Source organism: Bradyrhizobium sp. NP1, assembly GCF_030378205.1.
Classification (GTDB): Bacteria; Pseudomonadota; Alphaproteobacteria; order Rhizobiales; family Xanthobacteraceae; genus Bradyrhizobium.
Window position 1 is genome coordinate 269,689 of sequence record NZ_CP127385.1, and the last position, 25,087, is coordinate 294,775.

The 25,087-nt window shown below is 66.7% G+C and carries 23 protein-coding genes and 1 riboswitch; of the genes, 7 read left to right on the plus strand and 16 right to left on the minus strand.

Going from position 1 to position 25,087, the window contains the following annotated elements; all coding sequences use genetic code 11:
- Positions 1-40: 40 nt before the first annotated feature.
- A complete protein-coding gene (locus QOU61_RS01275) occupies positions 41-625 on the minus strand; it encodes a DUF2239 family protein (protein ID WP_289656345.1) in 585 nt (194 codons plus the stop codon).
- A 147-nt stretch (positions 626-772) separates the two neighbouring features.
- Between QOU61_RS01275 and QOU61_RS01280 the strand changes: the two genes are divergently transcribed.
- Positions 773-1,438 carry a glutathione S-transferase family protein gene (locus tag QOU61_RS01280; RefSeq protein ID WP_289656346.1) on the plus strand — a complete coding sequence of 222 codons (666 nt, stop codon included), beginning with the start codon at positions 773-775 and terminating at the stop codon, positions 1,436-1,438.
- On the opposite strand, the gene QOU61_RS01285 is transcribed toward QOU61_RS01280, so the two are convergent.
- The 4 genes from QOU61_RS01285 to ggt all read right to left on the minus strand — a co-directional run bounded on the left by QOU61_RS01285 (position 1,420) and on the right by ggt (position 6,500).
- On the minus strand, positions 1,420-2,892 hold the full coding sequence (locus tag QOU61_RS01285; RefSeq protein ID WP_289656347.1) for a serine hydrolase domain-containing protein: 1,473 nt from the start codon (positions 2,890-2,892) through the stop codon (positions 1,420-1,422). The genes QOU61_RS01280 and QOU61_RS01285 overlap by 19 nt on opposite strands.
- Before the next feature lie 26 nt (positions 2,893-2,918).
- Positions 2,919-4,217, minus strand: a complete 1,299-nt coding sequence (locus tag QOU61_RS01290; protein WP_289656348.1) for an MFS transporter — start codon at positions 4,215-4,217, stop codon at positions 2,919-2,921.
- Positions 4,218-4,375: 158 nt separating this feature from the next.
- Positions 4,376-4,720 (minus strand): cupin domain-containing protein, encoded by a 345-nt coding sequence (locus QOU61_RS01295; protein ID WP_289656349.1) that lies wholly within the window; start codon positions 4,718-4,720, stop codon positions 4,376-4,378.
- Between the two features lie 40 nt (positions 4,721-4,760).
- Complete coding sequence (gene ggt, locus QOU61_RS01300; RefSeq protein ID WP_289656350.1) at positions 4,761-6,500, minus strand: gamma-glutamyltransferase; 1,740 nt, start codon at positions 6,498-6,500, stop codon at positions 4,761-4,763.
- A gap of 121 nt (positions 6,501-6,621) precedes the next feature.
- Between ggt and QOU61_RS01305 the strand changes: the two genes are divergently transcribed.
- Positions 6,622-8,007, plus strand: a complete 1,386-nt coding sequence (locus tag QOU61_RS01305; RefSeq protein ID WP_502876871.1) for an MFS transporter — start codon at positions 6,622-6,624, stop codon at positions 8,005-8,007.
- A 24-nt stretch (positions 8,008-8,031) separates the two neighbouring features.
- Here the strand turns inward: QOU61_RS01305 and purH are convergent, their stop codons facing one another.
- From purH to QOU61_RS01320, 3 genes are all read right to left on the minus strand, one after another.
- A complete protein-coding gene (gene purH, locus QOU61_RS01310; protein ID WP_289656351.1) occupies positions 8,032-9,624 on the minus strand; it encodes a bifunctional phosphoribosylaminoimidazolecarboxamide formyltransferase/IMP cyclohydrolase in 1,593 nt (530 codons plus the stop codon).
- Positions 9,625-9,648: 24 nt separating this feature from the next.
- Positions 9,649-9,729: riboswitch (ZMP/ZTP riboswitch) on the minus strand.
- A gap of 40 nt (positions 9,730-9,769) precedes the next feature.
- The gene (locus QOU61_RS01315; protein ID WP_289662159.1) at positions 9,770-11,473 is read right to left on the minus strand and encodes a heparinase II/III family protein; all 1,704 of its coding nucleotides are present in this window, start codon (positions 11,471-11,473) and stop codon (positions 9,770-9,772) included.
- A 343-nt stretch (positions 11,474-11,816) separates the two neighbouring features.
- On the minus strand, positions 11,817-13,175 hold the full coding sequence (locus QOU61_RS01320) for an RsmB/NOP family class I SAM-dependent RNA methyltransferase (RefSeq protein ID WP_289656352.1): 1,359 nt from the start codon (positions 13,173-13,175) through the stop codon (positions 11,817-11,819).
- 298 nt (positions 13,176-13,473) lie between these two features.
- Between QOU61_RS01320 and QOU61_RS01325 the strand changes: the two genes are divergently transcribed.
- On the plus strand, positions 13,474-13,656 hold the full coding sequence (locus tag QOU61_RS01325) for a DUF1674 domain-containing protein (protein WP_289662161.1): 183 nt from the start codon (positions 13,474-13,476) through the stop codon (positions 13,654-13,656).
- A gap of 83 nt (positions 13,657-13,739) precedes the next feature.
- Here QOU61_RS01325 and QOU61_RS01330 read toward each other — a convergent pair whose 3' ends face one another.
- Positions 13,740-14,255, minus strand: coding sequence for a L,D-transpeptidase (locus QOU61_RS01330; protein ID WP_289656353.1), 516 nt, complete (start codon positions 14,253-14,255; stop codon positions 13,740-13,742).
- 419 nt (positions 14,256-14,674) lie between these two features.
- Positions 14,675-16,627: an acetate--CoA ligase gene (gene acs, locus QOU61_RS01335; RefSeq protein ID WP_289656354.1), complete on the minus strand. Its 1,953-nt coding sequence runs from the start codon at positions 16,625-16,627 to the stop codon at positions 14,675-14,677.
- A gap of 387 nt (positions 16,628-17,014) precedes the next feature.
- On the opposite strand from acs, the gene QOU61_RS01340 reads away from it, so the two are divergent.
- Together QOU61_RS01340 and QOU61_RS01345 are read left to right on the plus strand one after the other, a co-directional pair.
- A complete protein-coding gene (locus tag QOU61_RS01340) occupies positions 17,015-18,163 on the plus strand; it encodes a DNA topoisomerase IB (RefSeq protein ID WP_289656355.1) in 1,149 nt (382 codons plus the stop codon).
- A 42-nt stretch (positions 18,164-18,205) separates the two neighbouring features.
- Entirely contained in the window at positions 18,206-18,421 is a 216-nt protein-coding gene (locus QOU61_RS01345; RefSeq protein ID WP_289656356.1) for a DUF6894 family protein, read from the plus strand.
- A gap of 12 nt (positions 18,422-18,433) precedes the next feature.
- On the opposite strand, the gene QOU61_RS01350 is transcribed toward QOU61_RS01345, so the two are convergent.
- The 4 genes from QOU61_RS01350 to QOU61_RS01365 form a co-directional block, all read right to left on the minus strand.
- Positions 18,434-19,186, minus strand: a complete 753-nt coding sequence (locus QOU61_RS01350) for a Crp/Fnr family transcriptional regulator (protein WP_289656357.1) — start codon at positions 19,184-19,186, stop codon at positions 18,434-18,436.
- Between the two features lie 215 nt (positions 19,187-19,401).
- Positions 19,402-19,758, minus strand: coding sequence for a hypothetical protein (locus QOU61_RS01355; RefSeq protein ID WP_289656358.1), 357 nt, complete (start codon positions 19,756-19,758; stop codon positions 19,402-19,404).
- Between the two features lie 105 nt (positions 19,759-19,863).
- Positions 19,864-20,277, minus strand: a complete 414-nt coding sequence (locus QOU61_RS01360; protein ID WP_289656359.1) for an EVE domain-containing protein — start codon at positions 20,275-20,277, stop codon at positions 19,864-19,866.
- Between the two features lie 68 nt (positions 20,278-20,345).
- On the minus strand, positions 20,346-21,251 hold the full coding sequence (locus QOU61_RS01365) for a LysR family transcriptional regulator (RefSeq protein WP_289656360.1): 906 nt from the start codon (positions 21,249-21,251) through the stop codon (positions 20,346-20,348).
- Positions 21,252-21,359: 108 nt separating this feature from the next.
- Between QOU61_RS01365 and QOU61_RS01370 the strand changes: the two genes are divergently transcribed.
- Positions 21,360-22,118 (plus strand): haloacid dehalogenase type II, encoded by a 759-nt coding sequence (locus QOU61_RS01370; protein ID WP_289656361.1) that lies wholly within the window; start codon positions 21,360-21,362, stop codon positions 22,116-22,118.
- Between the two features lie 7 nt (positions 22,119-22,125).
- Here the strand turns inward: QOU61_RS01370 and QOU61_RS01375 are convergent, their stop codons facing one another.
- Positions 22,126-23,106: an NAD(P)H-dependent glycerol-3-phosphate dehydrogenase gene (locus QOU61_RS01375; protein ID WP_289656362.1), complete on the minus strand. Its 981-nt coding sequence runs from the start codon at positions 23,104-23,106 to the stop codon at positions 22,126-22,128.
- Between the two features lie 3 nt (positions 23,107-23,109).
- A complete protein-coding gene (gene tsaD, locus QOU61_RS01380; protein ID WP_289662162.1) occupies positions 23,110-24,183 on the minus strand; it encodes a tRNA (adenosine(37)-N6)-threonylcarbamoyltransferase complex transferase subunit TsaD in 1,074 nt (357 codons plus the stop codon).
- Between the two features lie 136 nt (positions 24,184-24,319).
- On the opposite strand from tsaD, the gene QOU61_RS01385 reads away from it, so the two are divergent.
- Positions 24,320-25,066, plus strand: coding sequence for a uroporphyrinogen-III synthase (locus QOU61_RS01385; protein WP_289656363.1), 747 nt, complete (start codon positions 24,320-24,322; stop codon positions 25,064-25,066).
- Positions 25,067-25,087 lie beyond the last annotated feature (21 nt).

A 25,087-nucleotide genomic window follows, 5' to 3' on the forward strand; every position in this document is an offset into this window, starting at 1 on the left:
TGATGCAGAAATTTTTGTGGCGCGCCGGGGCGCGACCGCGCTATTCGGCGCGGTCGCTATAGGCGAGCTTGACGAGGTGGTCGCGAATGTCCGCCGGCCAGGCCGCGATCTGGCTGACGAAGCGGCGGCGGTTGTCGGCGAACAGCGCGCGCGCGGCCTCCTCGAAGCCGGGCAGATTGCCCGCGATCGCCGACATGAAGTGATAGGCGGCCTCGCGCGCGGCCCGCTCGCGATCGCGGTCGCCGTTCAGCCGTCGCGCCTCCTCGACCAGCTTGCGCAGCGCCACCGACGCTCCGCCCGGCTGCCCGTTCAGCCATTCCCAGTGCCGCGGCAGCAGCGTGACCTCGCGCGCGACGACGCCGAGCTTCGGCCGGCCGCGTCCGCGCGGCTCCTCCGATGCCGGTTCCTCCGCCGGGGGCGGCGCAGCCGGCTCGGCGAAGCGCGCCGAGAGCGCGCGTTCGTCGCCGCGCAGGTCGAGATCGACCGCGCGACCGGTCGCGTCGCTGAAGATGGCAATTGGCTCGGCGGCCTGCGGCCCCGCCTTTTGCACGGCAAGCGCCACCTCGGAGAGCGGGCCTGACGCCAGCCGGCTCAAGCCTTTGAAGGCAGTGAAGGTTTGCGACATGGGGCTACTCCTGATTCGGTCCATTTATTACCCGGGCAAAAATGCGCCGTCAATATCATCCGGGTAAAATATCCGCGACCATCGCATAGCTCGACATTCGCCGGCGCCGCTGGCACCAAGCCCCGCGATACGGGGAAGGGGAACGCCATGCTGACGGTGCATCATCTCAACAATTCGCGCTCGCAGCGCGTGCTGTGGCTGCTCGAAGAGCTCGGCGTGCCTTACGAGATCGTGCGTTACCAGCGGCGGCCCGACATGCGCGCGCCGCCCGAATTGCGCGCCATCCATCCGCTCGGCAAGTCGCCCGTCATCACCGACAACGGCAACACCATCGCGGAGTCGGGTGCGATCGTCGAATATCTGGTCACGACCTACGGCAATGGCCGGCTGATTCCGCCGCCGAACACGCCGGAACGGCTGCGCTACACCTATTGGCTGCACTACGCCGAGGGCTCGGCGATGCCGCCTTTGCTGCTGAAGCTCCTGTTCACGCTGATGCCGAAGCGGGCGCCGGCGCTGCTGCGGCCAGTGGTGCGCAAGATCTCCAACCAGGCGATCGCGACCCTGGTCAATCCGCAGCTCCGGCAGCACATGGCGTATTGGGAGGGCGAGCTCGGCAAGACCGAATGGTTCGCCGGCAACGACTTCACTGCTGCCGACATCCAGATGAGCTTTCCCGTGGAAGCGGCCGCCGCGCGCGGCGGCCTCGATCAGGGACATCCCAAGGCGATGGCGTTTCTCGACCGCATCCATGCCCGGCCCGCCTATCAGCGCGCGCTGGAAAAGGGCGGGCCCTACGAAGTGGGGCGGTGATCTTCAGACCCAGGCGTCGTGAACCTGGCTTGATCAAGCCACGGCGTCTGATCTTCACTCGTCACATCTAGTTCTGCGTCGCCGCGATCGCTTCCTTGACCAGTCGTGCGAGCCCACGCATGTCGCCGGTGGGATCGACGGAATCGCCGAGCCGCACCACCACCATGTGCTGCGAGGGAATGATGACGATGCGCTGGCCGAGATCGCCCGAGGCAAAGAACGCATCGTGCGGGATGCCGAGCCCGCAGCGGCGCAAGACCATGCTCGGTCCGGTTGGTCCAGAACCCTGCGCCATAGTCGGTGTCGAGCGTCGCGGCAGCGGAGAAATCCACCCAATCCTCGTGCAGGATGCGGTTGCCGCCGACTACGCCGTCATTGAGGTAAAGCAGGCCGAAGCGCGCCCAGTCGCGCGCGCTCGCGAACATATAGGTCGATGCCTGCAAGGTGCCGGCGCCGTCGAATTCCAGCGTGACATCGCGCATGCCGAGCGGATTGAACAATTCGCGCCAGGCGTAGGCGAGGCTTTGCTCGGGGCCGCCGGTCGCCTCGCGGATGATCCGCGCCAGCAACTGCGTGCTCGGGCTGGAATAGGCCCAGCGCGTGCCGGGTGGAGCAATCGGCCGCGCCTTCACGGCAAACGCGGCCATATCGTTGTGCAGCAGCAGCATCCGGCTCGATGCGTCGAAGCCGGAATTGGTCTCGTCGAGATCGAGGCCGGTTGTCATGCGCAACAGATGTTCGACCTCGATCTCACGCCGGGGATCGGACGCGCTGCGCCATTCCGCGATCGGCGCCGGGATCGAGGGACTGGTCAGGCCCTGCTGGGTCATGATGCCGATCAGGGCGCTGACCACCGACTTGGTCAGCGAAAAACCCATCAGCGGCGTGTGAGCGCCGATGCCGCTGGCGTAGCGCTCGGCGATGATGCGGCCGTCGCGCACGACGACGACAGCCTTGGTGCGGCGGAACGGCGGCGTCTCCGGTTCCGCGAAGGCGTGATCGAGCATCGCTTTCAGCGCGGGATCGGAGGGTTCGACCACCGCTTCGCCGGCGATCTCGGGCAGCAGCGGCGGCGCCTTCGCCGCCTTCACGGCCTGCAGATCGCTGCGCAGCACATACGGCTCGACGCCGTCGAACAGCATCACGCAGCCGAGCCCGTCATGGAAGGCGGCGCGGCTTTCAAACAGGCCGAGGATCGAGCTATCGACGATCCCAGCGTTGCGGTCGACATGGAAACGCAGGAGCGGCCGCAGGATGCGGACACCCTCCCGCTCCGTCGTCTCGGCAAACACGACCTGTGGATCGAAGCCGGAGACGAAGCTCTTGCTGCACACGACATGGGCGACGAAGCCGGTCGCGACCCGCAGCGCGCGGTCGGGCCGCAACAGGAGCGCCGCCGCCGCGGCAAGTGCAAGCGTCGCAGCGAGCGCGGCGACGATCCCTCTCCGCGGCATGGCCATGCGCCCGGCCCGTCATGGCCTCACGTGCTGGCGTGCAGCACCCGCCCGCGCGTTTCCGGCAGCGCATAGGCGGTGAGGAAGAACACGCTGTAGGCTGCGACCGCGAAGATCGCGATCGCATTCGCAAGCGAGGTCGAGGCCGAGAGCGCGCCGACCAGGAACGGGAACAGCGCGCCGATGCCGCGGCCGAAATTGTAGCAAAAACCCTGGCCGGAACCGCGCAACCGTGTCGGATAGAGCTCGGTGAGGAAGGCGCCGACGCCGGAGAAATAGCCCGAAGCGAAGAAGCCGAGCGGGAACCCGAGCAGCCACAACAGCTCGTTGGACAGCGGCAATTGCGTGTAGAGCAGCACCACCGCGATCGCTCCGAGCGAGAAGATCAGGAACAGGTTGCGCCGCCCGATACGGTCGGCAAGCCAGGCGCCGACCAGATAGCCGGCGAACGAGCCGATGATCAGCGTCGCGAGATAGCCCGTGGAGCCGACGATCGAAAGATGACGCTCCTTGGTGAGAAACTGAGGCACCCAGAAGGTGATCGCGTAATAGCCGCCCTGACAGCCGGTCGCCATCAGCGAGGCCAGGATGGTGGTCTTCAGGATCGGCCCCTCGAATATTTCCCACAGCGGGGGCTGGTCGCCGCTCGCGATCTGCTTGTTGCGGGTTTCCGCAGCGATCTCGGGCTCGGTGACGTAGCGGCGGAGATAAAACACCAAAAGCGCTGGCAGCGCGCCGATCACGAACATCCAGCGCCAGGCGGTCTCGGCGGGGAAGATCGAGAACAGGATCGCCTGCGCCAGCACCGCGATGCCCCAGCCGACCGCCCAGCCGGACTGCACCGAGCCGACCGCGCGGCCACGATATTGCGGCCGGATCGCCTCGCCCATCAGCACGGCGCCCGCCGCCCATTCGCCGCCAAAACCGAGGCCGAGCAGGGCGCGCGCGATCAGGAGCTGGTCGAAACTTTGCGCGAGCGCGCAGAGCAGCGAGAAGAAGGAGAACCACAGGATGGTGAACTGCAGCGTTTTCACGCGGCCGATGCGGTCGGCGAGGTAGCCGCCGAGCCAGCCGCCGACCGCGGAGGAGAGCAGCGTCGCCGTGCCGGCGAGCCCGGCGGTGCCGGCGTCGACCTTCCACAGCGCGATGATGGTGCCGATGACCAGCGGATAGATCTGGAAATCCATGCCGTCGAGCGCCCAGCCTGACGCGCAGGCCCAGAACGTGTGCCGCTCCGGCGGGTTCATGTCGCGGTAGAAGGCGAGGAGGCTGGTGTCCTCGATGGAGGCGACTTCGATCGCTTCCGTGCGCTCGGTCGTGGCCATGTGGCGGTCCCTCGGAAAAGTGCGCCAGCGGCCTCCTTGGCGAGGAGCCGCGATTCTTGCTTATGATGCGCTAAATTGGCGCGGATCGACGCGCCTGTCATCAGGCAATCAACCGCCGGACAGCGCCGTTGTTCAAGACTGCGCGGGAAAAATACCGATCAGGCCGCCTCGCCGAAAGGTCCCATGGCGCCAAGCCGAACGGTCAGCAATTCGACGGCGGTGACGGCAACATGCGGCCCTTGCCGCACGCCGGCCGGCGTCGTCCAGAAGGTGCCGGCCTCGCAGCGCCGTCCGCCGGTTTCGACCGTGCCTGACAGCACCAGCACGAACTCGTCGGCGGGATGGGTGTGAACCGGGATCACCGTGCCCTTTGCCAGCCTTGCGCGGTGAATGGAGCCCTCGGGCACCGGCTGCGCCAGCGGCAGAAGGTCGACGCCGGGGAGAAAGTCCACCTTGATCCAGGCATCTTCATCGGGCGAAACGAAGCTTTGCTGGCGGCTCATGGCAGGTCACTCCGGCGGGCAATCGTGAGGGGAATTTCTGCTAATAGCTCGCGGCCTCGGCGCCGCGGGTCCGCGGGTCCGGCGCACCGACCAGCTCGTCCCCGATCACCGCAATCGAGTTGGCCGACGTCTGGCCCATCGGCTCGACGATGGCGTGGCCCATCGCCTTCAGTTGCGCCAGCACCGGTTCAGGGAATCCGCGCTCGACCCGCACCTCGTCCGGCATCCACTGGTGATGCAGCCGGGGCGCCGACACCGCGGCCGCGACGTCCATCCGATAGTCGAGCACATCGACGATCACCTGCAGCACGGTCGAGATGATACGGCTGCCGCCGGGCGAACCCGTCACCAGCACCGGCTTGCCGTCCTTCAGCACGATGGTCGGCGACATCGAGGACAGCGGCCGCTTGCCCGGGCCCGGCAGATTGGCCTCGAAGCCGACGAGGCCGAAGGCGTTGGAGGCGCCGACCGCGGCGGTGAAATCGTCGAGCTCGTTGTTCAGCAGCACACCCGTGCCTTCGGCGACGAGGCCGACGCCGTAGGGGAAGTTCAGCGTATAGGTGTTGCTGACCGCGTTGCCGAAATCGTCGACAACGGAGAAATGCGTGGTGTTGCTGCCTTCGCGCAGCACCTTCGCGGTCACGACATCGGCGGCCGCGGTGGCACGATCGGGATTGATGGTGGCGCGCTGCCTCGCCGCATAGTCTTTCGCAAGCATCACGGGGACGGGCGCGTTGACGAAGGCGGGATCGCCGAGATAGCGCGCGCGATCGGCATAGGCGCGTTTCATCGCCTCGATCAGCAGGTGCAGCGAGGCTGCCGAGCCCTGCTTGATCTCGCCAAGCGGGAAGCCTTCGAGGATGTTGAGCGTCTCGAGAAGCACCGTGCCGCCGGAAGAGGGCAGCGGCATCGACACGATGTCAAAACCGCGATAGGTGCCGCGCACCGGCTTGCGGATCGTGGCTGAATAGGATTTCAAATCGTCCGACGTCATGATGCCGCCGGCGTCACGCACGGCCAGCGCCAGTCTGTCCGCAACCGGTCCCTCGTAGAAGCCGCGCGGGCCCTGGTCTGCGATCGCCGACAGCGTCGCCGCGAGCTCGGGCTGCACCAGCCTGTCGCCCTCGCGCAGCGAGGTGCCGTCGGCGCGCGCGAAGATCTTGGCCGAGGCCGGCCATTTCACAAGCCGCCGCTCGAAGGCGGCCGACAAGGTGTCGGCCATGTCGTCGGACAGCACAAAGCCGTCGCGCGCAAGCGCGATCGCGGGCTGGATGAGCTGGGCAAGGGTGAATTTGCCGGAACCATATTTCTCGAGCGCCAGCGCCAGTCCAGCGACCGTGCCGGGCACGCCGATGCTGAGCGCGGAATCGCGCGACTTGGCATTGTCGGGCTTGCCGTCGGCGCCGAGGAAGATCTCCGGCGTGGTCGCGGCGGGCGCGGTCTCGCGATAGTCGATCGCGATGTCCTCGCCGCGGTCCTTCAGGTGGATCACCATGAAGCCGCCGCCGCCGATATTGCCCGCGCGCGGATAGGTCACCGCCATCGCGAAGCCGGTGGCGACCGCGGCGTCGACTGCATTGCCGCCCTGCTTGAGAATGTCGGCGCCGACGCGCGCCGCGATCTTCTCCTGCGCGACCACCATGCCGTGGCGCGAGGTGACGGGCGGCTGCGACAGCGCGCTGATTCCGCCGCGCGCGTCCTGCGCGGCCACAGGGGTGATGCCCGCAAGCGCGAGCGCCAGAAATGCGATCAGGTTTCGCCGGGTGAGCATGGTGATCATCAAAATTCCGCCGCTGCCGTCAGCCAATCCAGTGCCGTCATCATGCTATAGAGGGCGGCATCGAAATGGCAAAACGCGTCGGCGTGATCGCGAACGGCATTTTTGCAAAGGACACTCCTGAATGACAGTGACTGCCCTGGATGCCGGCCCCGCGACGTCACGCGCGACCTATCCGTCGCGCACGGCGGTCGTGAGCTGGATCTTCTTCGACTGGGCGGCGCAGCCCTATTTCACGCTGATCACGACCTTCGTGTTCGCGCCCTATTTCGCCACCCATGTCGCGCCTGATCCCGCGACCGGGCAATCGCTGTGGGGTTTCGCCACCGCGGCCGCCGGCATGGCGATCGCGCTGCTCTCGCCAGTGCTGGGCGCGATCGCGGACGCCAACGGCCGCCGCAAGCCGTGGATCGCCGGTTTCGGCGCGCTGCTGGTCATCGGCGCGTCCGCAATGTGGATCGGCGCGCCCGGCGAGGTCGGCATGATCCCGCCGCTTTTGCTCGCCTTCTCGATCGCCACCGTCGGCGCGGAATTCGCCACCGTGTTCAACAACGCGATGATGCCGACGCTGGTGCCGCCCGAGCGGATCGGACGGCTGTCCGGCACCGGCTGGGCCACCGGCTATGTCGGGGGCATCCTCAGCCTCGTCCTCGTGCTCGGCTTTCTCGCCGCAAGCCCGGAGAGCGGCCTCACGCTGTTTGGCCTGAAGCCGCTGTTCGGGCTCGATCCGGCGACCCATCAGGGCGACCGCATCTCGGGGCCGCTCACCGGCCTCTGGTTCGTCGTCTTCGTGATGCCGATGTTTCTGTTCACGCCGGACTATCCGGCGAAGCGGCCGGTGCGCGAAGCCCTGCGCGAGGGACTATCCGACCTGAAGCAGACGCTCACCGAGCTGCCGCGGCGCAAATCGATGGCGGCATTCCTGCTCGCCAACATGATCTATACCGATGGTCTCGTCTCGCTGTTCGCCTTCGGCGGAATCTATGCCGCGGGCACGTTCGGCTGGGACACGATTCGGATCGGCACCTTCGGAATCATCCTCGCCATCGCCGGCACGTTTGGCGCCTGGCTCGGCGGCAAGCTCGACGACCGGCTCGGGCCAAAGCGCGTGATCGCGGGCGCGATGACGATTCTGCTCGCCTCGATCGTCGCGATCCTGCTCGTGAGCAAGGATTCGATCCTGTTCATCCCCGTCACGCCGCCGGTACCCGATGGGCCGCTGTTCGCGGCGCCGGCCGAAAAGGCTTATCTGGTGCTTGGCTGCCTGATCGGGGCCGCCGGCGGTCCGCTGCAGGCCGCCTCGCGCACGCTGTTGATCCACCTCGCGCCGAAGGATCGCATCGCGCAATATTTCGGGCTGTTCGCGCTGACCGGAAAGGTCACGTCCTTCATCGGCCCGCTCTTGATCGGCATCGTCACCGCGGCAACCGACAGCCAGAAGGCCGGCATGGCGACGCTGGTGCCGTTCTTCGTGGTGGGGTTGCTGCTGCTCGCGCGGGTGCGGGACTAGCCCGCGCCGTCATTCCCGGGCGCGCTAATGCCGGAAATGCCTGACGCCGGTGAACACCATGGCGATGCCGTGGTCGTCGGCCGCCTTGATCACCTCGTCGTCGCGCACCGAGCCGCCGGGCTGGATCACGGCGGTGGCGCCGGCCTCGATGCAGGCCAGCATGCCGTCGGCAAACGGGAAGAACGCGTCGGAGGCGACCACCGAGCCTTTGGTGAGCGGCTCTGCGAGCTTCAGCTCGGCGGCGGCGTCGAGCGCCTTGCGCGCGGCGATGCGCGCGGAATCGACCCGGCTCATTTGTCCGGCGCCGATGCCGACGGTCGCGAGATCCTTGGCATAGATGATGGTGTTGGACTTGACGTGCTTGGCGACACGGAAGGCGAATTTGAGGTCGCGCAGCTCGGCGTCTGTCGGCGCGCGTTTCGTGACGGTCTTCAGCGCCATGTCGTCGACCACGGCATTGTCGCGGCTCTGCACCAGCAATCCACCAGCCACCGTCTTGGCGGTCAAGCCGGCCGCGCGCGGGTCGGGCAGGCCGCCGGCGAGCAGGAGCCGCAGGTTCTTCTTCGCCGCGACGATCTTGATCGCTTCATCCGTCGCAGCAGGCGCAATGATCACCTCGGTGAAGATCTCGGTGATGGCGCGCGCGGCATCCGCATCGAGCGTCCGGTTGACGGCGACGATGCCGCCGAAGGCCGAGGTGGAATCGCAGGCCAGCGCCTTGCGATAGGCGGACACGAGGTCCGCGCCCTCCGCAACGCCGCAGGGATTGGCATGCTTGACGATGACGCAGGCGGCGGTGCGCCTGGCGTCGAACTCGCCGATGCATTCATAGGCCGCATCGGTGTCGTTGATGTTGTTGTAGGAGAGCTCCTTGCCCTGCACCTGCCGCGCGGTGGCAACCCCAGGGCGCTTGTCGGGCAGGCGGTAGAACGCCGCGGACTGATGCGGGTTCTCGCCATAGCGCAGCGACTGGATGAGGCGCCCGCCGAAAGCGCGGAAGTCGGGCGCTTCGGTCTTGTTCTGCGCGGCGAACCAGTTCGAGATCGCGGCATCATAGGCCGCGGTGCGCGCATAGGCCTTGGCGGCAAGCCGCCGGCGCAGTGAAAGCGTGGTCGCGCCCTTGTTCGCCGCAAGCTCGTCGAGCACGGCCTGATAATCGTCGGCCTCGACCACGACCGCGACATCGTCATGGTTCTTGGCCGCGGCGCGGATCATGGCGGGACCGCCGATGTCGATGTTCTCGATGCACTCCTCGAAGCCCGCGCCCTTGTCGACGGTCGCTTCGAACGGATAGAGGTTGACCACCAGCAGATCGATCGGCGCGATGTCGTGCGCCTTCATCGCATCAGCGTGGTCCTTGTTGTCGCGGATCGCGAGCAGGCCGCCATGCACCTTGGGATGCAGGGTCTTGACCCGGCCGTCCATCATCTCGGGAAAGCCGGTCAGCTCCGAGACGTCCTTCACCTTCAATCCTGCGGCGGCGATCGCTTTTGAAGTGCCGCCGGTCGAGACCAGCTCGACGCCGTGGCCGGCGAGCGCTTTTGCAAATTCGATCAGGCCGGTCTTGTCGGAAACGGACAACAGGGCGCGGGTCACGCGGCGGGGATGGTCGGTCATGGGCAAGGTCCTCTGTTCAGGAGATGCTTTTGCCCAGGCGCGCGGCAGATATTCTTGCGCTTCCCGATGGTGCTCCATCCAAAGTCGCCAGTCGCGCAAGCGCTGGCTGGTTAGCAGTTTTTGGCAGCGTCCACAATGGGATGACTCAGAGCGGCAGTTCCGGCTCGCGGCCGGCGTTGCGCCGCGTGCTGGCCGGGGTCGTGGTGGAGCGCACGAAGCTCCAGCGCACCGAGGGCGCATGGCGGGAATCCTGCCGGATCACGATCTGGGCGGTGCGGCGCGGTCCGTCATTGCCGGCCAGGAACACGCTGTCCTCCAGCTCGACCTTGTCGTCGAGCGCCTCGAAGGTCCAGACGTCGCGGTTCGGCAGCACCAGCATCACGCCATGGCCGTCCGACAGGCGGCTCGCCTTCACCGAAGGGTGCAGGTGAAAGCGCAGGGCGTAATCGGTCTCGCGCATGCGCGCGCCCGACACCGGCGCGATCGTGTCCTCGCCGTCGAGCCGCGAGCCGTCGGGCGCGATCATCAGCACGCGGCGATGAAACACGCCGAAGCGGGAGGCGTAGCCGTCATGCGAGGCCGAGAGCAGCATGCCGTTCTGCACCGCCTCGCGATAGCTTTCGACAGTGGTGGGGCCGCTGACGACAGGCGCGCCCTGCAACAGCCGTTTCATCGCGGTCAGCTCGACGAACTGGCACGAGGACGTCTCGTGATAGGTCATGGTGGAGTGCGCCACCGTGCTGCGCGCGAAAGTCCGCCAGTTGTCGCGGCCGGTGGTCGGCATGCCGCAATTGGTGACGATGCGGCTCGGACCCGAGGACAATTCGAACGACAGGCAGCCGGCATGGGCATCCTGGCTGACCGCCGGCGGCGGCGGCGGTCCGGTGTCGATGATCACGGTCATCGCGCCCGCCTCGAGGCGCTGGAAGCCGGTATGCGGCATGCTCGCCATCGGCGCGCCGCGCGCGTCGTCATAGGCGAGCAGCGTCGCGAGCAGGTCCGAAGGCGTCGCGCTCATGCCGTTGAACAACGCAAAGCTGCCGTCGCCGTGACGGAAGAAGCGCAGCATCGGCATCATGCGGTCGATCGCGTTCAACAGCGCCGGCGGCGGCGCGATATTGCGCGCGGCAAAGGTCTGCCGCAGCGGCAACAGGTCGATCAGGAGCTCGATGATCGCGCCGGGATTGCGCGAGATATGGCCGCCATCGGGCAGGATCTGGCGCTGCAATTCGTCGGAGAGCTTTCTCGTTGCGCTGCGGATGTGACGCGCCTGGTTGGCAAGGCAGAGCGAGACGTAGCACAGCGCGATCAGGACCTGCAGCCGCGGCACGCCGTCGGTGATGTCGACGGTGGCGTAGCGCAGGAAGCGCACTTCGCGGGCCAGCGCGCGCAGGTAGCGGCGATAGAATTTTCCGTCGCTGTCGCCGAGCACCAGCGGCGCCTGCGACAACAGCGAGATCACGCGGCGCGCCAGCACGTCCGGACGGCGCGCGATCGGCCGCCTGTTCGCCGGGTTGGAAATCCAGTCGTCGACCAGCGTGCGCGCATTGGCGCGGGTCAGCGCGGTGTCGGCGGCGCGCAGATGCCGCAGCCAGCCGAAGCCGAGCAGCGCGGCCTCCCAGTCCTCCGACGGCGGATCGAGATCGAAGATCGAGCGGCCATGGCAGGTGACGATCTTGCCGGCGAATACGAAACGGCCGGCATAGATCTCGGCGGCGCGGGTGGCGTCCGCGGTGCGCAGGTCGTGCGGCGCGATGATCAGCCGGTCGGTGCGGCCCGGCCACAGCCGCGACAACGCGACCGAGCCGCCGCTCGCGCGGGCCATCAGGTTCCGCGCAAAGCGGCCCATGATCAGCGTCGAGATTCGTCTGCGGTGAGCGACCGACACGCCTTGCCTTGATTAGGGGAGAGGATTCTTCGAATCCTTTTAATCCGGAAACGCCGCCCTGGCACCATCTTGAAAAGGCGCGAATCAGCCAGGGGCGGCAAAAACTGTTGTAAAATCAGGATTTAGTCCCAGTGCGCCGCTCGGCGGCAGTAGTGTCCCGGTTCTCCCATTGGCCTTCCGTTGCAAGCTCGCGCATTCGCTTTTTGCGGCGTTGATTCTCGCGGCAACAGGCGCCGCCTGTCAAATCCGGGCGCCAGCGCGGCGGATTTGACGTTCGCTATCCCCCGCCGCGGGGATGCGAATACTAGAGGCGGACCAGCCGGGCGGCGTAGAAGCCGTCGAGCCCGCCAAGGCGCGGGTCCTCGTTCGGCAAATGGCAAGGCAAGGTGCGCAGATCGCCGCCCGCCGTGATGATCGAGGCCAGGCCTGCCACCTCGCCGGCCTCGATCGGCGCCCGCCGCAACGAGGATTCGCTCGAAAGCAACGCGGCAATGACTTGCTCGCCCTCCTCGGGTTCCAGTGAACAGGTGCAGTAGACCAGCGTGCCGCCGGGCTTGAGCAGCGTGACCGCCTTGCGCAGCAGGCGCTGCTGCAAGGTGGTCAGGGCCGTGAAGTCGGATTCCTGCCTGAGCCACGCAACATCCGGATGACGGCGGATCGTCCCGGTCGAGGTGCAGGGCGCGTCGACCAGCACGCCGTCGAAACCTTCGCCATTTCCTTGCGCGTCGCCCTGCCATTCGACGGCGTCGGCGACGATGGTCTCGGCGGGAAGCGCGAGCCGCGCCAGGTTTTCGCGCAAGCGCGCCACGCGCGCCGGCGAACGATCGATCGCGGTCACGCGCGCGCCGGCCAGCGCAAGCTGCGCGGTCTTGCCGCCCGGCGCGGCGCAGAGGTCGGCGATGCGCTTGCCGCTGACGTCGCCGAACAGGCGCGTCGGCAGCGCCGCGGCGGCGTCCTGCACCCACCACTGGCCTTCGCCAAATCCGGGCAGCATGGTCACCGAACCCGACAGCAGCGTGCGCACCGTGCCGGTCGGCAAGACCTCGCCGTGCAGGCGGGCGGCCCATTGCGCGGGGTCCGATTTCACGGTGACGTCGAGCGAGGGCTCATGCGCAAGCGCGAGCGCCATCTCGCGCGCGGTGGCCTCGCCATAATGCGCGGTCCAGCGCTGCAGCATCCACGGCGGGATGTCGAGGGCCTGTGGCTTCAGCTCGTCGATGATCGCGCGGCCCTCGCGCGCGCAGCGGCGCAGCACGGCGTTGACGAGGCCGGCATATTTGGCCGCGCGCCGGTCCGATTGCACGAGACGCACCGAGAGGTCGACCGCGGCATGATCAGGCACGTCCATCCACAGGATCTGCGCGGCGCCGATCAGCAGCGCGCTCTGCGCGCGCGGCGCGTCGGTCGGAACACCGCGGTCGAGCAGCCGCGCCAGCAGTGCGCCAAGCGTGCCGAGCCGCCGCAGCACGGTCGCGACCATCCGGCGCATCAGCGCGCGGTCGCGATCGGCGAGCGACTTCAGCGCGGGATGGGCGGCTGCGCCGTCGAGCTGGTCGTCAAGCGTGCGACGCCGATGCAGGACGCCATCCAGAATGTCCGCCGCGACCCGCCGCGCCGCAAGACCAGGCACTTCGGATGGGCGGGCAAATCGCTGAGCAGGCATGACGCGGGAAAGTCTCTGAGAGGGAAAAGCGCGCGGCGCTAGTTTCGAAAGAACACTAGCAAATTCCTGGTGCTGGTGTGGTGATTCGGAAGTTCTCTTGACGAATTCGCGGCACAGGCGAAGAGAACTGCGGAACCACCACAGCAGGCGCTGTGGGCTGGAAACGCAGCTTTGGCATGCGAATATGCCAAATATAAGAATCGTCTCTTCCGATTCCAGCACCGTGCTACGATCTAGATGACGAAAGCGCCACGACGCATGGGAGGTTGCCGTGACTGATGACCCCGCAGCACCAACGATGCAAGCCGCGCGCAAGCCGCTTTCGCCGGCGGCCCAGCGTGCGCTTGCGGAAGCCGAGGCGCGTCGGAAGGCCGCAGCCGCCGAGGCGAAGCCGATGCAGAAGGAGTTTCAGGGACCGAAGGGCCCGGAACCCACACGCTATGGCGACTGGGAGAGCAAGGGCATCGCCTCGGATTTCTGAAACCGCGCGACTTGCCGCCGCGACAAAATGAAAAGAGCCGCGCAGCGCGCGGCTCTTTCGATCTCAAGTTCCGGCGTGCCGGATCAGCGCGTGACGACGACCGTCGTGCCGACCGAGACGCGCTGATAGAGGTCGGAAATATCCGTGTTCAGCATGCGGATGCAGCCATAGGAAACGAAGCCGCCGACCGAGCCGGGCACGTTGGTGCCATGGATCGCATATTCGCCGCCGGCCAGCGTCATCGCGGCGACGCCCATCGGGTTCTTCGGCGAGCCGCCGGGGATCACGTCGGGCATGAACGGCTTGTCGCGCTTGACCTCGGCGGGCGGCGACCAGGCCGGGTTGCGATACTTGCCGTCGATCTGCGTGGTGCCGGCCCACTGCTTGCCGGACTTGCCGACGCCGACCGGGTAGCGCATCGCGTGCCCGTCATCGAGAATGAGATACAGGTGCCGTTCGTTGGTCCTCACCACGATCGTGCCCGGCGAATAATCGCCGGTCCGCATGGTGACCAGTTCCGGGCTGGCCTCGGCCGCACCCGCCATCATCAGGCTTGCCCCCAAGGTGGCCGCGAGCGCCACCGCGATCCTCATCGACATTGCCTTCTCCGTTTCACCTCGTCTCGCCCCCCAACGGAGCGTCAGTTCATGTAAAGCCGGCCGAAGCCGGACTGCCCAAGTCGGTCGTCCAAGTCGGTCATCTAGTTCAGCCGTCCGGGCATTTTTAACCGCAGGCGCTAACCGGATGGTTTCCGCAACGCGTGCCCGGTCTCATTTGGCAGCGGGGAACAAAGGAAATGTCGCAATCAAAGTAAATGACCTGAAAACAACACCCGCGGCGAAAAAAGCCGCGGTCCGCGTTCGGCCGCCATCAGGCGCCAAAACCGCCGCAAAGCGGGGATTGCGCGCGCGAGCGGGCATTCACATTTTCAAGAGCTGGATTTGAAACAGCCGATGCTCGAAGGGCGCGCCTCGCGTGCGAGCGCGCGCCCAGCGAATCATACGCCAGAGCCGGACTACTACGCCGAAGCGCCCTTCTTGTTCTGGCGGTTCTTCACGAGATCGTCGACCACGGCGGGATCGGCCAGCGTCGAGGTGTCGCCGAGGCTCGACGGCTCGTCCTCGGCAATCTTGCGCAGGATGCGGCGCATGATCTTGCCGGAGCGTGTCTTGGGCAGGCCCGGCGCGAACTGGATCAGGTCGGGGGACGCGATCGGCCCGATGTCCTTGCGGACCCAGGCGACCAGCTCCTTGCGCAGCGCCTCGGTCGGCTCCTTGCCCGCCATCAGCGTGACATAGGCATAGATGCCCTGGCCCTTGATGTCGTGGGGATAGCCGACCACGGCGGCTTCGGAGACCGCCTCATGCGCCACCAGCGAGCTCTCGACCTCGGCGGTGCCCATGCGATGGCCGGACACGTTGATGACGTCGTCGACGCGTCCGGTGATCCAGTAATAGCCGTCGGCGTCGCGGCGGCAGCCGTCGCCGGTGAAGTATTTGCCCTTGTAGGTCGAGAAATAGGTCTGCTCGAAGCGGACGTGATCGCCATAAACCGTGCGCATCATTCCCGGCCAGGGCCTGGTGATGCAGAGATTGCCGCTTGTCTCGCCTTGCAGCGTCTTGCCGTCGGCGTCGACAATTTCCGGCACCACGCCGAAGAACGGCCGTGTCGCCGAGCCGGGCTTGAGCTTGGTCGCGCCGGGCAGCGGCGTGATCAGGATGCCGCCGGTCTCGGTCTGCCACCAGGTGTCGACGATCGGGCAGCGGCTGTCGCCGACCACGCGGTAGTACCACTCCCAGGCTTCCGGATTGATCGGCTCGCCGACCGATCCGAGCAGCCGCAGGCTTTGGCGGGAGGTCTTCTTCACCGGCTCGTCGCCGCCCTGCATCAGTGCGCGGATCGCGGTCGGCGCGGTGTAGAAGATGTTGACCTTGTGCTTGTCGACGACGTTCCAGAAGCGCGAATTGTCCGGATAGTTCGGCACGCCCTCGAACATCAACGTGGTGGCGCCGTTGGCGAGCGGCCCATAGAGGATGTAGCTGTGGCCGGTGACCCAGCCGACGTCGGCGGTGCACCAGTAGACGTCGCCGTCATGATAGTCGAAGACGTATTGATGCGTCATCGCGGCGAATACGAGATAGCCGCCGGTGGTGTGCAGCACGCCCTTGGGCTGGCCGGTCGAGCCCGAGGTGTAGAGGATGAACAGCGGGTCCTCTGCGTGCATGTGCTCGACCGGGCATTCGGCGGTCACCACCTTGGCCGCCTCGTGGTACCAGAGATCGCGCGACGGCTTCATGTCGACATTGGCGCCGGTGCGCCGGACCACGACAACCCAGTCGACGCCGTCGACCTTGGCGAGCGCCGCGTCGACATTGGCCTTTAGCGGCACCTTGCGACCGCCGCGCAGGCCCTCATCCGCGGTGATGACCACCTTGGACTGGCAGTCCTCGATGCGCTGGGCGAGGCTGTCAGGCGAGAAGCCGGCGAACACCACCGAGTGAATCGCCCCGATGCGCGCGCAGGCCAGCATCGCGTAGGCTGCTTCCGGAATCATCGGCAGGTAGATGGTAACGCGGTCACCCTTCTTGACGTTGCGGGTGCGCAGGATGTTGGCCATCCGGCAGACCTCGTCATGCAGCTGCTTGTAGGTGATGTGCTTCGACTGCGAGGGGTCGTCGCCTTCCCAGATGATTGCGGTCTGATTGCCGCGCGTATGCAGGTGGCGGTCGATGCAGTTCCAGGCGGCGTTGAGCACGCCGTCCTCGAAATATTTGATCGAAATATTGCCCGGGGCGAACGACCAGTTCTCGATCTTGTGCGGGGCCTTCATCCAGTCGAGGCGCTTGGCCTGCTCGGCCCAGAAGCCGTTGGGGTCCGACACCGAGCGGGCATACATCTCGCGGTACTTGGCGTCGTCGACGAAGGCGCGCTTCGCCCAGTCAGCGGATACGTCGTAAACTTTCTCGGACATCGTCCCCTCCACTCAACCGCAAGCCGCGCACCGATGCAGGAACTACAAATCGGCGCCACCAGGCCCGACCGCGTTGTGATTGTTGGCCTCGATTATGCGTCGCCCGGCATCTCCGAAACAAGGCGGACCTTGGTCGGCTTTGCCCGCTCGCGTGTCCTTTGCGTTTACCGTCGCGGTCACAATCGCGTTTTGATCCAACCCAAAATCAACGTTATTGGGCGAATAGGTGCCATGAAAGGTATCTAATAACCGCGACCGTAAGATTTCGGACTCGCCATGCCGGCCTTGACCCCCTAAATGGCCACCCCGAGCCCCCGGAGGGCGGCCGGAACGAAGCCGCGTCAGACGGCATTACCGGAAAAGACACGGAGCAAGGCGTTTTCGACCATGGTGGATCAGCAGAATATCGTGGCTACGCGGCCCGTTTCCGCCGATCCTGCCGTGGCACTGGCACAGGCGCTGGGGCAATGGCCCAAAACGCCGGCCGAGAAACCGCAGCTTGCCGGCAAGACCTCCGTCGAGGAACTGGCCCACGAACTCGGCCTGAAGCTCGGCGATCAGAACAAGCTCACCATCCGCCGCATCCGGCGGGGCAAGGGCTATTCCTTCGTTCGCGCCAATGGCGCCCATATCCGCGATGCCCGCACCATCCGCCGCCTGCACGCCATGGCGGTGCCGCCGGCCTATGTCGAGGTGCGCTACTCGCCCGATCCGAGCTCGCATCTGCAGGCGGTGGGACGCGATGCCGCAGGCCGCCTGCAATACCGCTATCACGCCGACTGGGAGAAGGTGCGCGAGCAGCGCAAGGCGCATCGGCTCGCGAAACTCGTGGCGGCGCTGCCGAAGATCCGGCGCAAGGTGTCGGCGAATCTCTCCGGTGACGAGCCGACCCGCGAATTCGCACTGTCTGCCGTGATCGAGCTGATCGCGCGCACCGCGATCCGGCCCGGCAACGAATCCTATGCGCGGCTGAACGGCACCCGTGGGGCCACCACGCTGCTGAAATCCAACGTCATGCTGGAAGACGACAGCGTCGTGCTGACCTTCAAGGCGAAGGGCGGCAAGGCGGTGCGCAAGGAATGCGACGCCGCCAAGCTGGTGCGCGCGATCGCCATTCTGCGCACCCTGCCCGGCCGGCGCATGTTCCAGTACCGCGACAATTCCGGCACCGTCCGCACGGTCTCGACCACGACGGTGAACGGCTTCCTGCGCGAGATCGCCGGCATCAAGATTTCGCTGAAGGATTTCCGCACCCTGATGGCTTCCGCCGTGGTGCTGGAGTCGCTGTCGCGGATTTCACCGGCGAAGAGCGCGCGCGGCCGTAAGAGGCAGGTGCTGGAAGCGATCCGCGCCGCCGCCGACCAGCTGTCGAACACGCCCGCAATCTGCCGCAAGAGCTACGTGCACGACACCATCGTCACCGCGTTCGAGGACGGCATCCTCGAGCGTTTTGCGGAAACGATGAAGGGCCAGCGGACACCCAACAAGCGCGAGCAGCTTCTGGCGCAGGTCGTTACCGCGGCCGCAGCGGTGTAGCCGTCGCGCGGAACATCTTGCAAGGCCGGACGTTCGGCCCTGATGCCGGAATACTTCTTCAACATCGAGAACGGACATCCGTCGCAAGACGAAGTGGGTGACGTCCTGAAGGACGACCAGGCGGCCTGGCAGGAGGCGATGCGCCGGGCCCGCGAGATCGAAGATGTGTTGCGGCCTGGCGGGGCATGGCAACTGGAAGTGCGGACCCGAGACGGGCCTCTGTTTCGCGTCAGGATAACGACGGAATGGGTGCGATAAGGCGCGGCGCGGTCAGGCCAGCTTCGGGTAGACGCCGCTCAGCACTTCATCAAAATAACGCCTCAGCCACGCGTTGCAGTCGCATGACCTGGCATAGAGCCCATGGCGATCACGCACGACGATTGATCCACGGCGTGTCTCGAGTATCCCAGCAGCCTTGAACGCCTGGAGCACGCGGCTGGCATAGCTGCGCCCCACCCCCAGCATGGTCGCGAGCTGCTCATGCGTGAGGGGAACGGATTTTTCGCCGGTCCGCTCCATCGTCGCGAGAATCCACTTGGCCGCCCTCTGCTCGATGGAATGCGCCGCGTTGCAGGCGGTGCTTTGGAAAGCCTGCGCCAGCACGCAGTCGGCGTACCGCGCAAAGACTTCAAGGAACGATTGCGATTGACGCCTTGCCGCCTCGAATTTGCTGGCTCGCAATCGGTAGAACGGGCCGCCGACCTTCACGACGATGCGCGCCTGGGCCAGCCGGCTGCGGTTGGCAGCGCCGCCGATGACGCCTTCACGGCCGACGAGCAGGGCCTGAACGTCGCGTCCATCCTCCAGCGAGAGGACGAACGACGCAAGGCTCGGCCCGGCCGGAAAATACAGCGTATCGAGCTCGTCGCCCGAATTGTACAGCAGTACGTTGGGCGCGAGATCGATCGGCTCGATCAGAGACGAAATCAATCCGTAGTCGCGGTTGGCGAGGTGGCGCAGCAAATTATTGGCCGGCCGTTCGCTTGAGCCGACCAGCTTTCTTGGAAAGCGCGTTTTGACCAAACCCCGATCCCCATCCCCTTTCCCTGGCGCGGAAAGGGAATGCCAACTGTAGTGATTCGGCCGCACGCGTCGGTTCCAAAGTGGACACAACGCCATTTCGCGGAATTCAGTCCGGGTGCGCCGGGTGAAGAGCATGCCGCGCAGCGGCCGGTTCCTGGGCCGCGCGGCTCCGGCGACCGACCACGAGATCGATCCGCTCGCTCGGCGCGCTCCGGCTATTTCCTGTTTCGGCTCTTGCGCTCGGTCGCCGGTGTCAGCGGCGGTATGTCCTCGGCCATCTGGATGCAGGTGAGGAGATCGAGATAGCCTTTTGTGCCGAGCGCGCGGGCTTCGCTTTGGCAGCGCGTGCGAATCGCAGGTGATGTCGATCCCCACACCGCATCCAGCCTCTGCCTGGCATCCTTTTCATCGCGGACGCAATCGGGCACGGGCTGTGCCTCGGGAAGCTGCATCAGCCTGTCCTGTGCCGACCTGCCTTTGCACAGCGCGTCCACGTTCACTTCCGGCAGGCGGTCGGAAACCGGTGTCAATGGGGCGCCGAGCAGTGTCATCGAAAGCAGTGCGACCTTCATGCAAACCTCCTCCGTTGAGGGGTACGACGAAGTATATAGGCGTTCCGCGTTGCCGATGGTTCCCGGTGGTCGATCACAATCGGGGGGCGTCGGTCGCGGGCCGAGCTACAGCCCGCCCATCTTGCAGACGAGCTTCCATTCCTCCGCCGTGACGGGCTGAACCGAGAGGCGCGAATATTTTACCAGCGCCATGGCGGCGAGCTTCTTCTCCGCCTTGATCGCGGCCATCGTCACCGGCTTCGGCATCGCCTTGTCGGCCTTGATGTCGACGCAGACGAATTTTCCGGTCTTGTCGGTCGGATCGGGATAGGCCTCTTTGATAATCTCGGCGATCCCGACGATGTCCTTGCCCTCGTTGGAATGATAGAAGAACGCCTTGTCACCCTTCTTCATGTTCACGAGGTTCTGCCGCGCGGTGAAGTTGCGCACGCCGGTCCAGGCCTCGCCCTTGGCGCCTTTCGCCGCCTGCTGGTCCCACGACCAGCTCGACGGTTCGGATTTCACCAGCCAGTAATTCATCGTGCCACCACGCGCCCTGTTTGCCAGCCGCCATATCAAGACAGGGATCGCGGCGGCGTCAAGCGTCGCTAGGTCGTGTTGAACGCGAGCGACGAAATCCGGCGCGCGGCGAAATCGAGGAAGGCGCGGATCCGCGGCGCCAGTAGCCGGGCGCTGGGATAGACGAGGTGGATCGGGATCGGCGCCGGCTCGTAGGCTTTCAGCAGGCGCACCAGCGATCCGCGCGCGATGTCGTCGGCAACCTGGTAGGACAGCGCGCGCGTCAGCCCCATACCCTGCCGCGCCAGCAGGATCGCGGCCTCGGCCCGGTTCACCTCGAGCCGGCTCGGCACGCCGACCTTGCGCGGCTTGCGATCCCTGCCCTGAAAGATCCAGGCCGCGGGATTGGCATGATTGACGAATGACACCGCGGCATGGCGAGCGAGCTGCTCCGGCGTCCGCGGGGTGCCGTGTCTGCGCAGATAGTCGGGGCTTGCCACCACGACCCGGCGCAGCATGCCGACGCGCTTGCACACCAGCGAGGAGTTTTCCAGGTGCCCGATGCGCATCGCGACGTCGATCCGTTCCTCGACCAGATCGACCAGCCGGTCCTCCAGCGTCATCCGCACCGTGATCTCGGGATGCGCGTCGAGGAAGTCGCGCACGACCGGCGCGACGTGACGGTTGCCGAACGAGATCGGCGCGGACAAATGGATCGGCCCGCGCAGCCGGCCGCCCTCGCCGACCGCGTAGCGAATCGCCTCGTCGAAATCGCCGAGCAGGCGGCGCGCCTGTTCGACCAGCCGTGCGCCGCTGTCGGTGAGCGACAATTTCCGCGTCGTCCGCTGCAACAGGCGCGTGCCGAGCCGCTGCTCCAGCTCGGCGATGATCCGCGTCGCCGAGGAGGGCGAACGCGCGAACTTTCGTCCGCCGGCGGCGAAGCTGCCGGCATCGACGATGGCGAGGAAAAGGCGGAGCTGGTCCAGGTGATCCACGCGCGGCTCCATTCTGCTGAAATTCAGAATAATCCATGCCGCAGATGACGCATTGTGCCGATCAACGATGTCGTGATTTCTCCATGCCGGGGAAGGCAAGGAAGCATCATGCGCACCAGTCGCCGAAACCTGCTCGCCGCCGGCATCGCCGCCGCGTCGCTTGCCGCGCCGGCGGTGCGCGGCCTTGCCGGCCGCCGCACCGCGATCAAGGCGGTCGCCTTCGACGGCTTTCCGATCATCGATCCGCGCCCGGTGTTCGCGAAGGCCGAAGAGCTCTTTCCGGGCAAGGGCGAGGCGCTGAGCCAGATCTGGCGGACGCGGCAGTTCGAATACACCTGGCTGCGCACGCTCGGCGCTCGCTACGCCGATTTCTGGCAGGTCACCGAGGAAGCGCTGTTGTTCGCGGCGAAGGCGCTGAAGCTGCAACCGGGCGTCGCCGAGCGCGCGCAGTTGATGCAGTCCTATCTCGCGCTGCAAGCCTGGCCCGACGTGCGGCCGGCGCTGATCATGTTGCGCGATGCCGGCATTCGCATGGCGTTTCTCTCCAACCTCACCGCGGCGATGCTGGATGCGGCGGTGAAGAATTCCGGTCTCGAGGGCTTTTTCGAAGGCCACCTCACCACCGACAGGGTGCAGGCGTTCAAGCCCGATCCGCGCGCCTACCGGATGGCGCTGGACGCGTTCAGGCTCGACAAGGAGCAGATCGCCTTTGCGGCGTTTGCCGGCTGGGACGCGGCCGGCGCCAAATGGTTCGGCTATCCGACCTTCTGGGTCAATCGCGCCGGTGCCGCCGGCGAAGAACTCGGCGTGGCCGCGGACGGTGTCGGTGCGGGCCTCGGCGATCTCGTCGACTTCGTGCTGGGCTGAGGCCGTATCACTCTTCCGCCTTGAACGGCCGCGTCAAGAGGCCTTCGATCGCGGCTTCGATGGTGATGGCGCCGGAAAGGATCGCCGCGACCGCCTGCGACACCGGCATGTCGACCTTGCGCGCGGCCGCAAGCTCCCCCAGCACGGGGGCGGTGAATTCGCCTTCCGCAAGCTTGCCGGCCGGCTTCGGCTCGCCGCGCCCGAGCGCAAGCCCGAGCGCGAAATTGCGGGACTGCGGCGACGAGCACGACAGGATCAGATCGCCGAGCCCGGAGAGGCCGACCAGGGTTTCCGAGCGCGCACCGAGCGCGCGGCCGAACCGCGCCAGCTCGGCAAAGCCGCGCGTGGTCAGCGCCGCCTGCGCGGACGCGCCCAGTTGCCGCCCGACCACGATGCCGGCCGCGATCGCCAGCACGTTCTTCGCGGCGCCGCCGATCTCGACGCCGCGGACGTCGGAGGTGTGATAGGGCCGGAACGTCGCCGAGCCCAGCGCCTGCACGAGCCCGGCGGCGAGAGCCTCATCATGCGCGGCAAGCGTCACCGCGGTCGGCAAGCCCAGCGCGACATCGTCGGCAAAGCTCGGACCGGACAGGATCGCGGGCACCGCGTGCGGCGCCGCCTCAGTGATGATCTCGGTCATGAATTTGTGCGTGCCGCGCTCGATGCCCTTGGCGCAGGCGACGACGGGCGTGTCCTTCGAAAGATGCGGGCCGAGCGCAAGCAGGGCGGCGCGCAGATGCTGCGCGGGCGTCACGACGAGGATGATGTCGGCGCCGCCCGCCAGCGCGATGTCGTTGGTGACGGCAATGCCGGGCGCAAGCGTCGCGCCGGGCAGTCGCGGATTTATCCGGCTGGTCGCAATCCGTGCCGCATGCGCCGCATCGCGCGCATAGAGCGTGACATCGCGCCCGGCGCGCGCAGCGACCGTCGCCAGCGCGGTGCCCCAGGCGCCGGCCCCGATCACGCCGATGGACTGGAATGATGACATCGGTCAAAAACCTGCGCGCGTGTTCGCATAACCCGCCGGCGCGCTCGCGTTGGCATCGAGCAGCCAGCGCGCCCGCGGCGGCGCGTCCATCGTATCGGTGAGTCCGAGCGCAAGCCGCTCCGCGCCCGCCCAGGCGATCATCGCGCCATTGTCGGTGCACAGCGCCGGCGGCGGGATGATCAGCGTGGTCTCGGCTTTCGCCGCGACATCCTGCAGCGCGCTGCGGATCGCCTGGTTGGCCGCGACACCGCCGGCGGCGACCAGCGCGCGGGGCGCGCCGAACCGTTCGCGGAACAGTCTTACGCCGACGCTCAGGCGGTCGGCGGTCGATTCCAGCACCGCGGCCTGAAAACTGGCGCAGAGGTCGCGGACGTCCTGCGCTTCGAGCGGCATCAATCGGCTCACCTCGTTGCGCACCGCCGTCTTCAGACCCGAGAGCGAGAAATTGGCATCGGCGCGGCCGAGCATCGGCCGCGGCAAGGCAAAGCGCGCGGGATCGCCGCCCGCGGCCGCACGCTCGACTTCCGGGCCGCCCGGATAGGGCAGCGCGAGCATCTTCGCCACCTTGTCGAAGGCCTCGCCGATCGCGTCGTCGACGGTCGTGCCGAGCCGGACGTACTGCCCGACGCCGGTCACGGCGACGATCTGGGTGTGGCCGCCGGAGGCAAGGAACAGGCAATAGGGAAATGCGAGCGCGCAGGTGAGCCGCGGCGTCAGCGCATGCGCCTCCAGATGGTTCACCGCGATCAGCGGCGTGTCGTGCACCATGGCGATCGCCTTCGCCGTGGTCAGCCCGACGATGACGCCGCCGATCAGCCCGGGACCGGCCGCAGCCGCGACGGCGGACAGTTCGGCATAGCCGACACCGGCCTCCTTCATCGCTGATGCGACGAGGCGGTCGAGCACGTCGACATGCGCGCGCGCGGCGATCTCCGGCACCACGCCGCCGAAGCGGGCGTGTTCCGCGATCTGCGAGCGCACGATGTTGGACAGGATGCGGCCCGATCCGTCCGCCTGGCGCTCGACCACGGCGGCGGCGGTTTCGTCGCAGGTGGTTTCGATGCCTAACACCAGAATCGGTCTGTCGCTGTCCAATTTTGCGCCCTTGCCTTAGCGTCTAAAACGGCGTTTCCCTGTTTCGGTAGCATTGCCGGGTCGCCAAGCGCAATCGGCCAGCTTTGTCCTTCTGTTGCCTGCGGAGCCCCTGGATTTCATGGCCATCCTGATCACCCGCCCGCAGCCCGATGCCGATGCCACCGCCGCGCGGCTGCGCGCGCGCGGGCTCCAGGTTCTGCTGGCGCCGGTGCTGCGCTTCGAGGCGCTCGCGCTGCCCCAGGAGGCCGAAGAGGACTGCGATGCCGTGATCGTCACCTCGGCCAACGCGCTCCGCGCCATCAAGCCGCAGCTTGTCGACAGCCGGCTGACCAGGCGGCCGCTGTTTGCGGTCGGCGGCCACACCGCGGAAGCGGCGCGGGAGGCGGGTTTCACCAAGGTGTTTTCGGCCGAGGGTGACGCCGTGCGGCTGCGCGACCTGCTGCTCGCCCGGGTGCAGGCGAAGGCGCTGAAGAAATCGAGCGTGCTGCTCTATCTTGCTGGCGCGGACCTGTCGCGCGATCTCGCCGGCGAATTGGGCGAGCGCGGCTTCACCGTCGTCACGCAGACGACATACCGCATGGTGCCGGTGGCAAAGCTGCCGCGCGAAACCTGCGAGGCCTTTGTCGCGAACGCGATCGAGGCCGTGCTGCATTATTCCCGGCGCGGCGCGCGGGCGTTCCTGGATGCCGCCCGCGCCGAGGGCGTGGAGATTTCCGCGCTCGCGATCCCGCATGGCTGCATCTCGGAGGCAGTCGCCGCCGTGCTGCGCGAGGCCGGCGCCACGCAGGTCATGGTCGCGGCCGCGCCGGATGAAAATGCCTTGTTTGAGACGCTTCGGCGTGCTTTGCGCTCCGGATTGGCGTAAGACGGCGGCCGGAATCGGCTG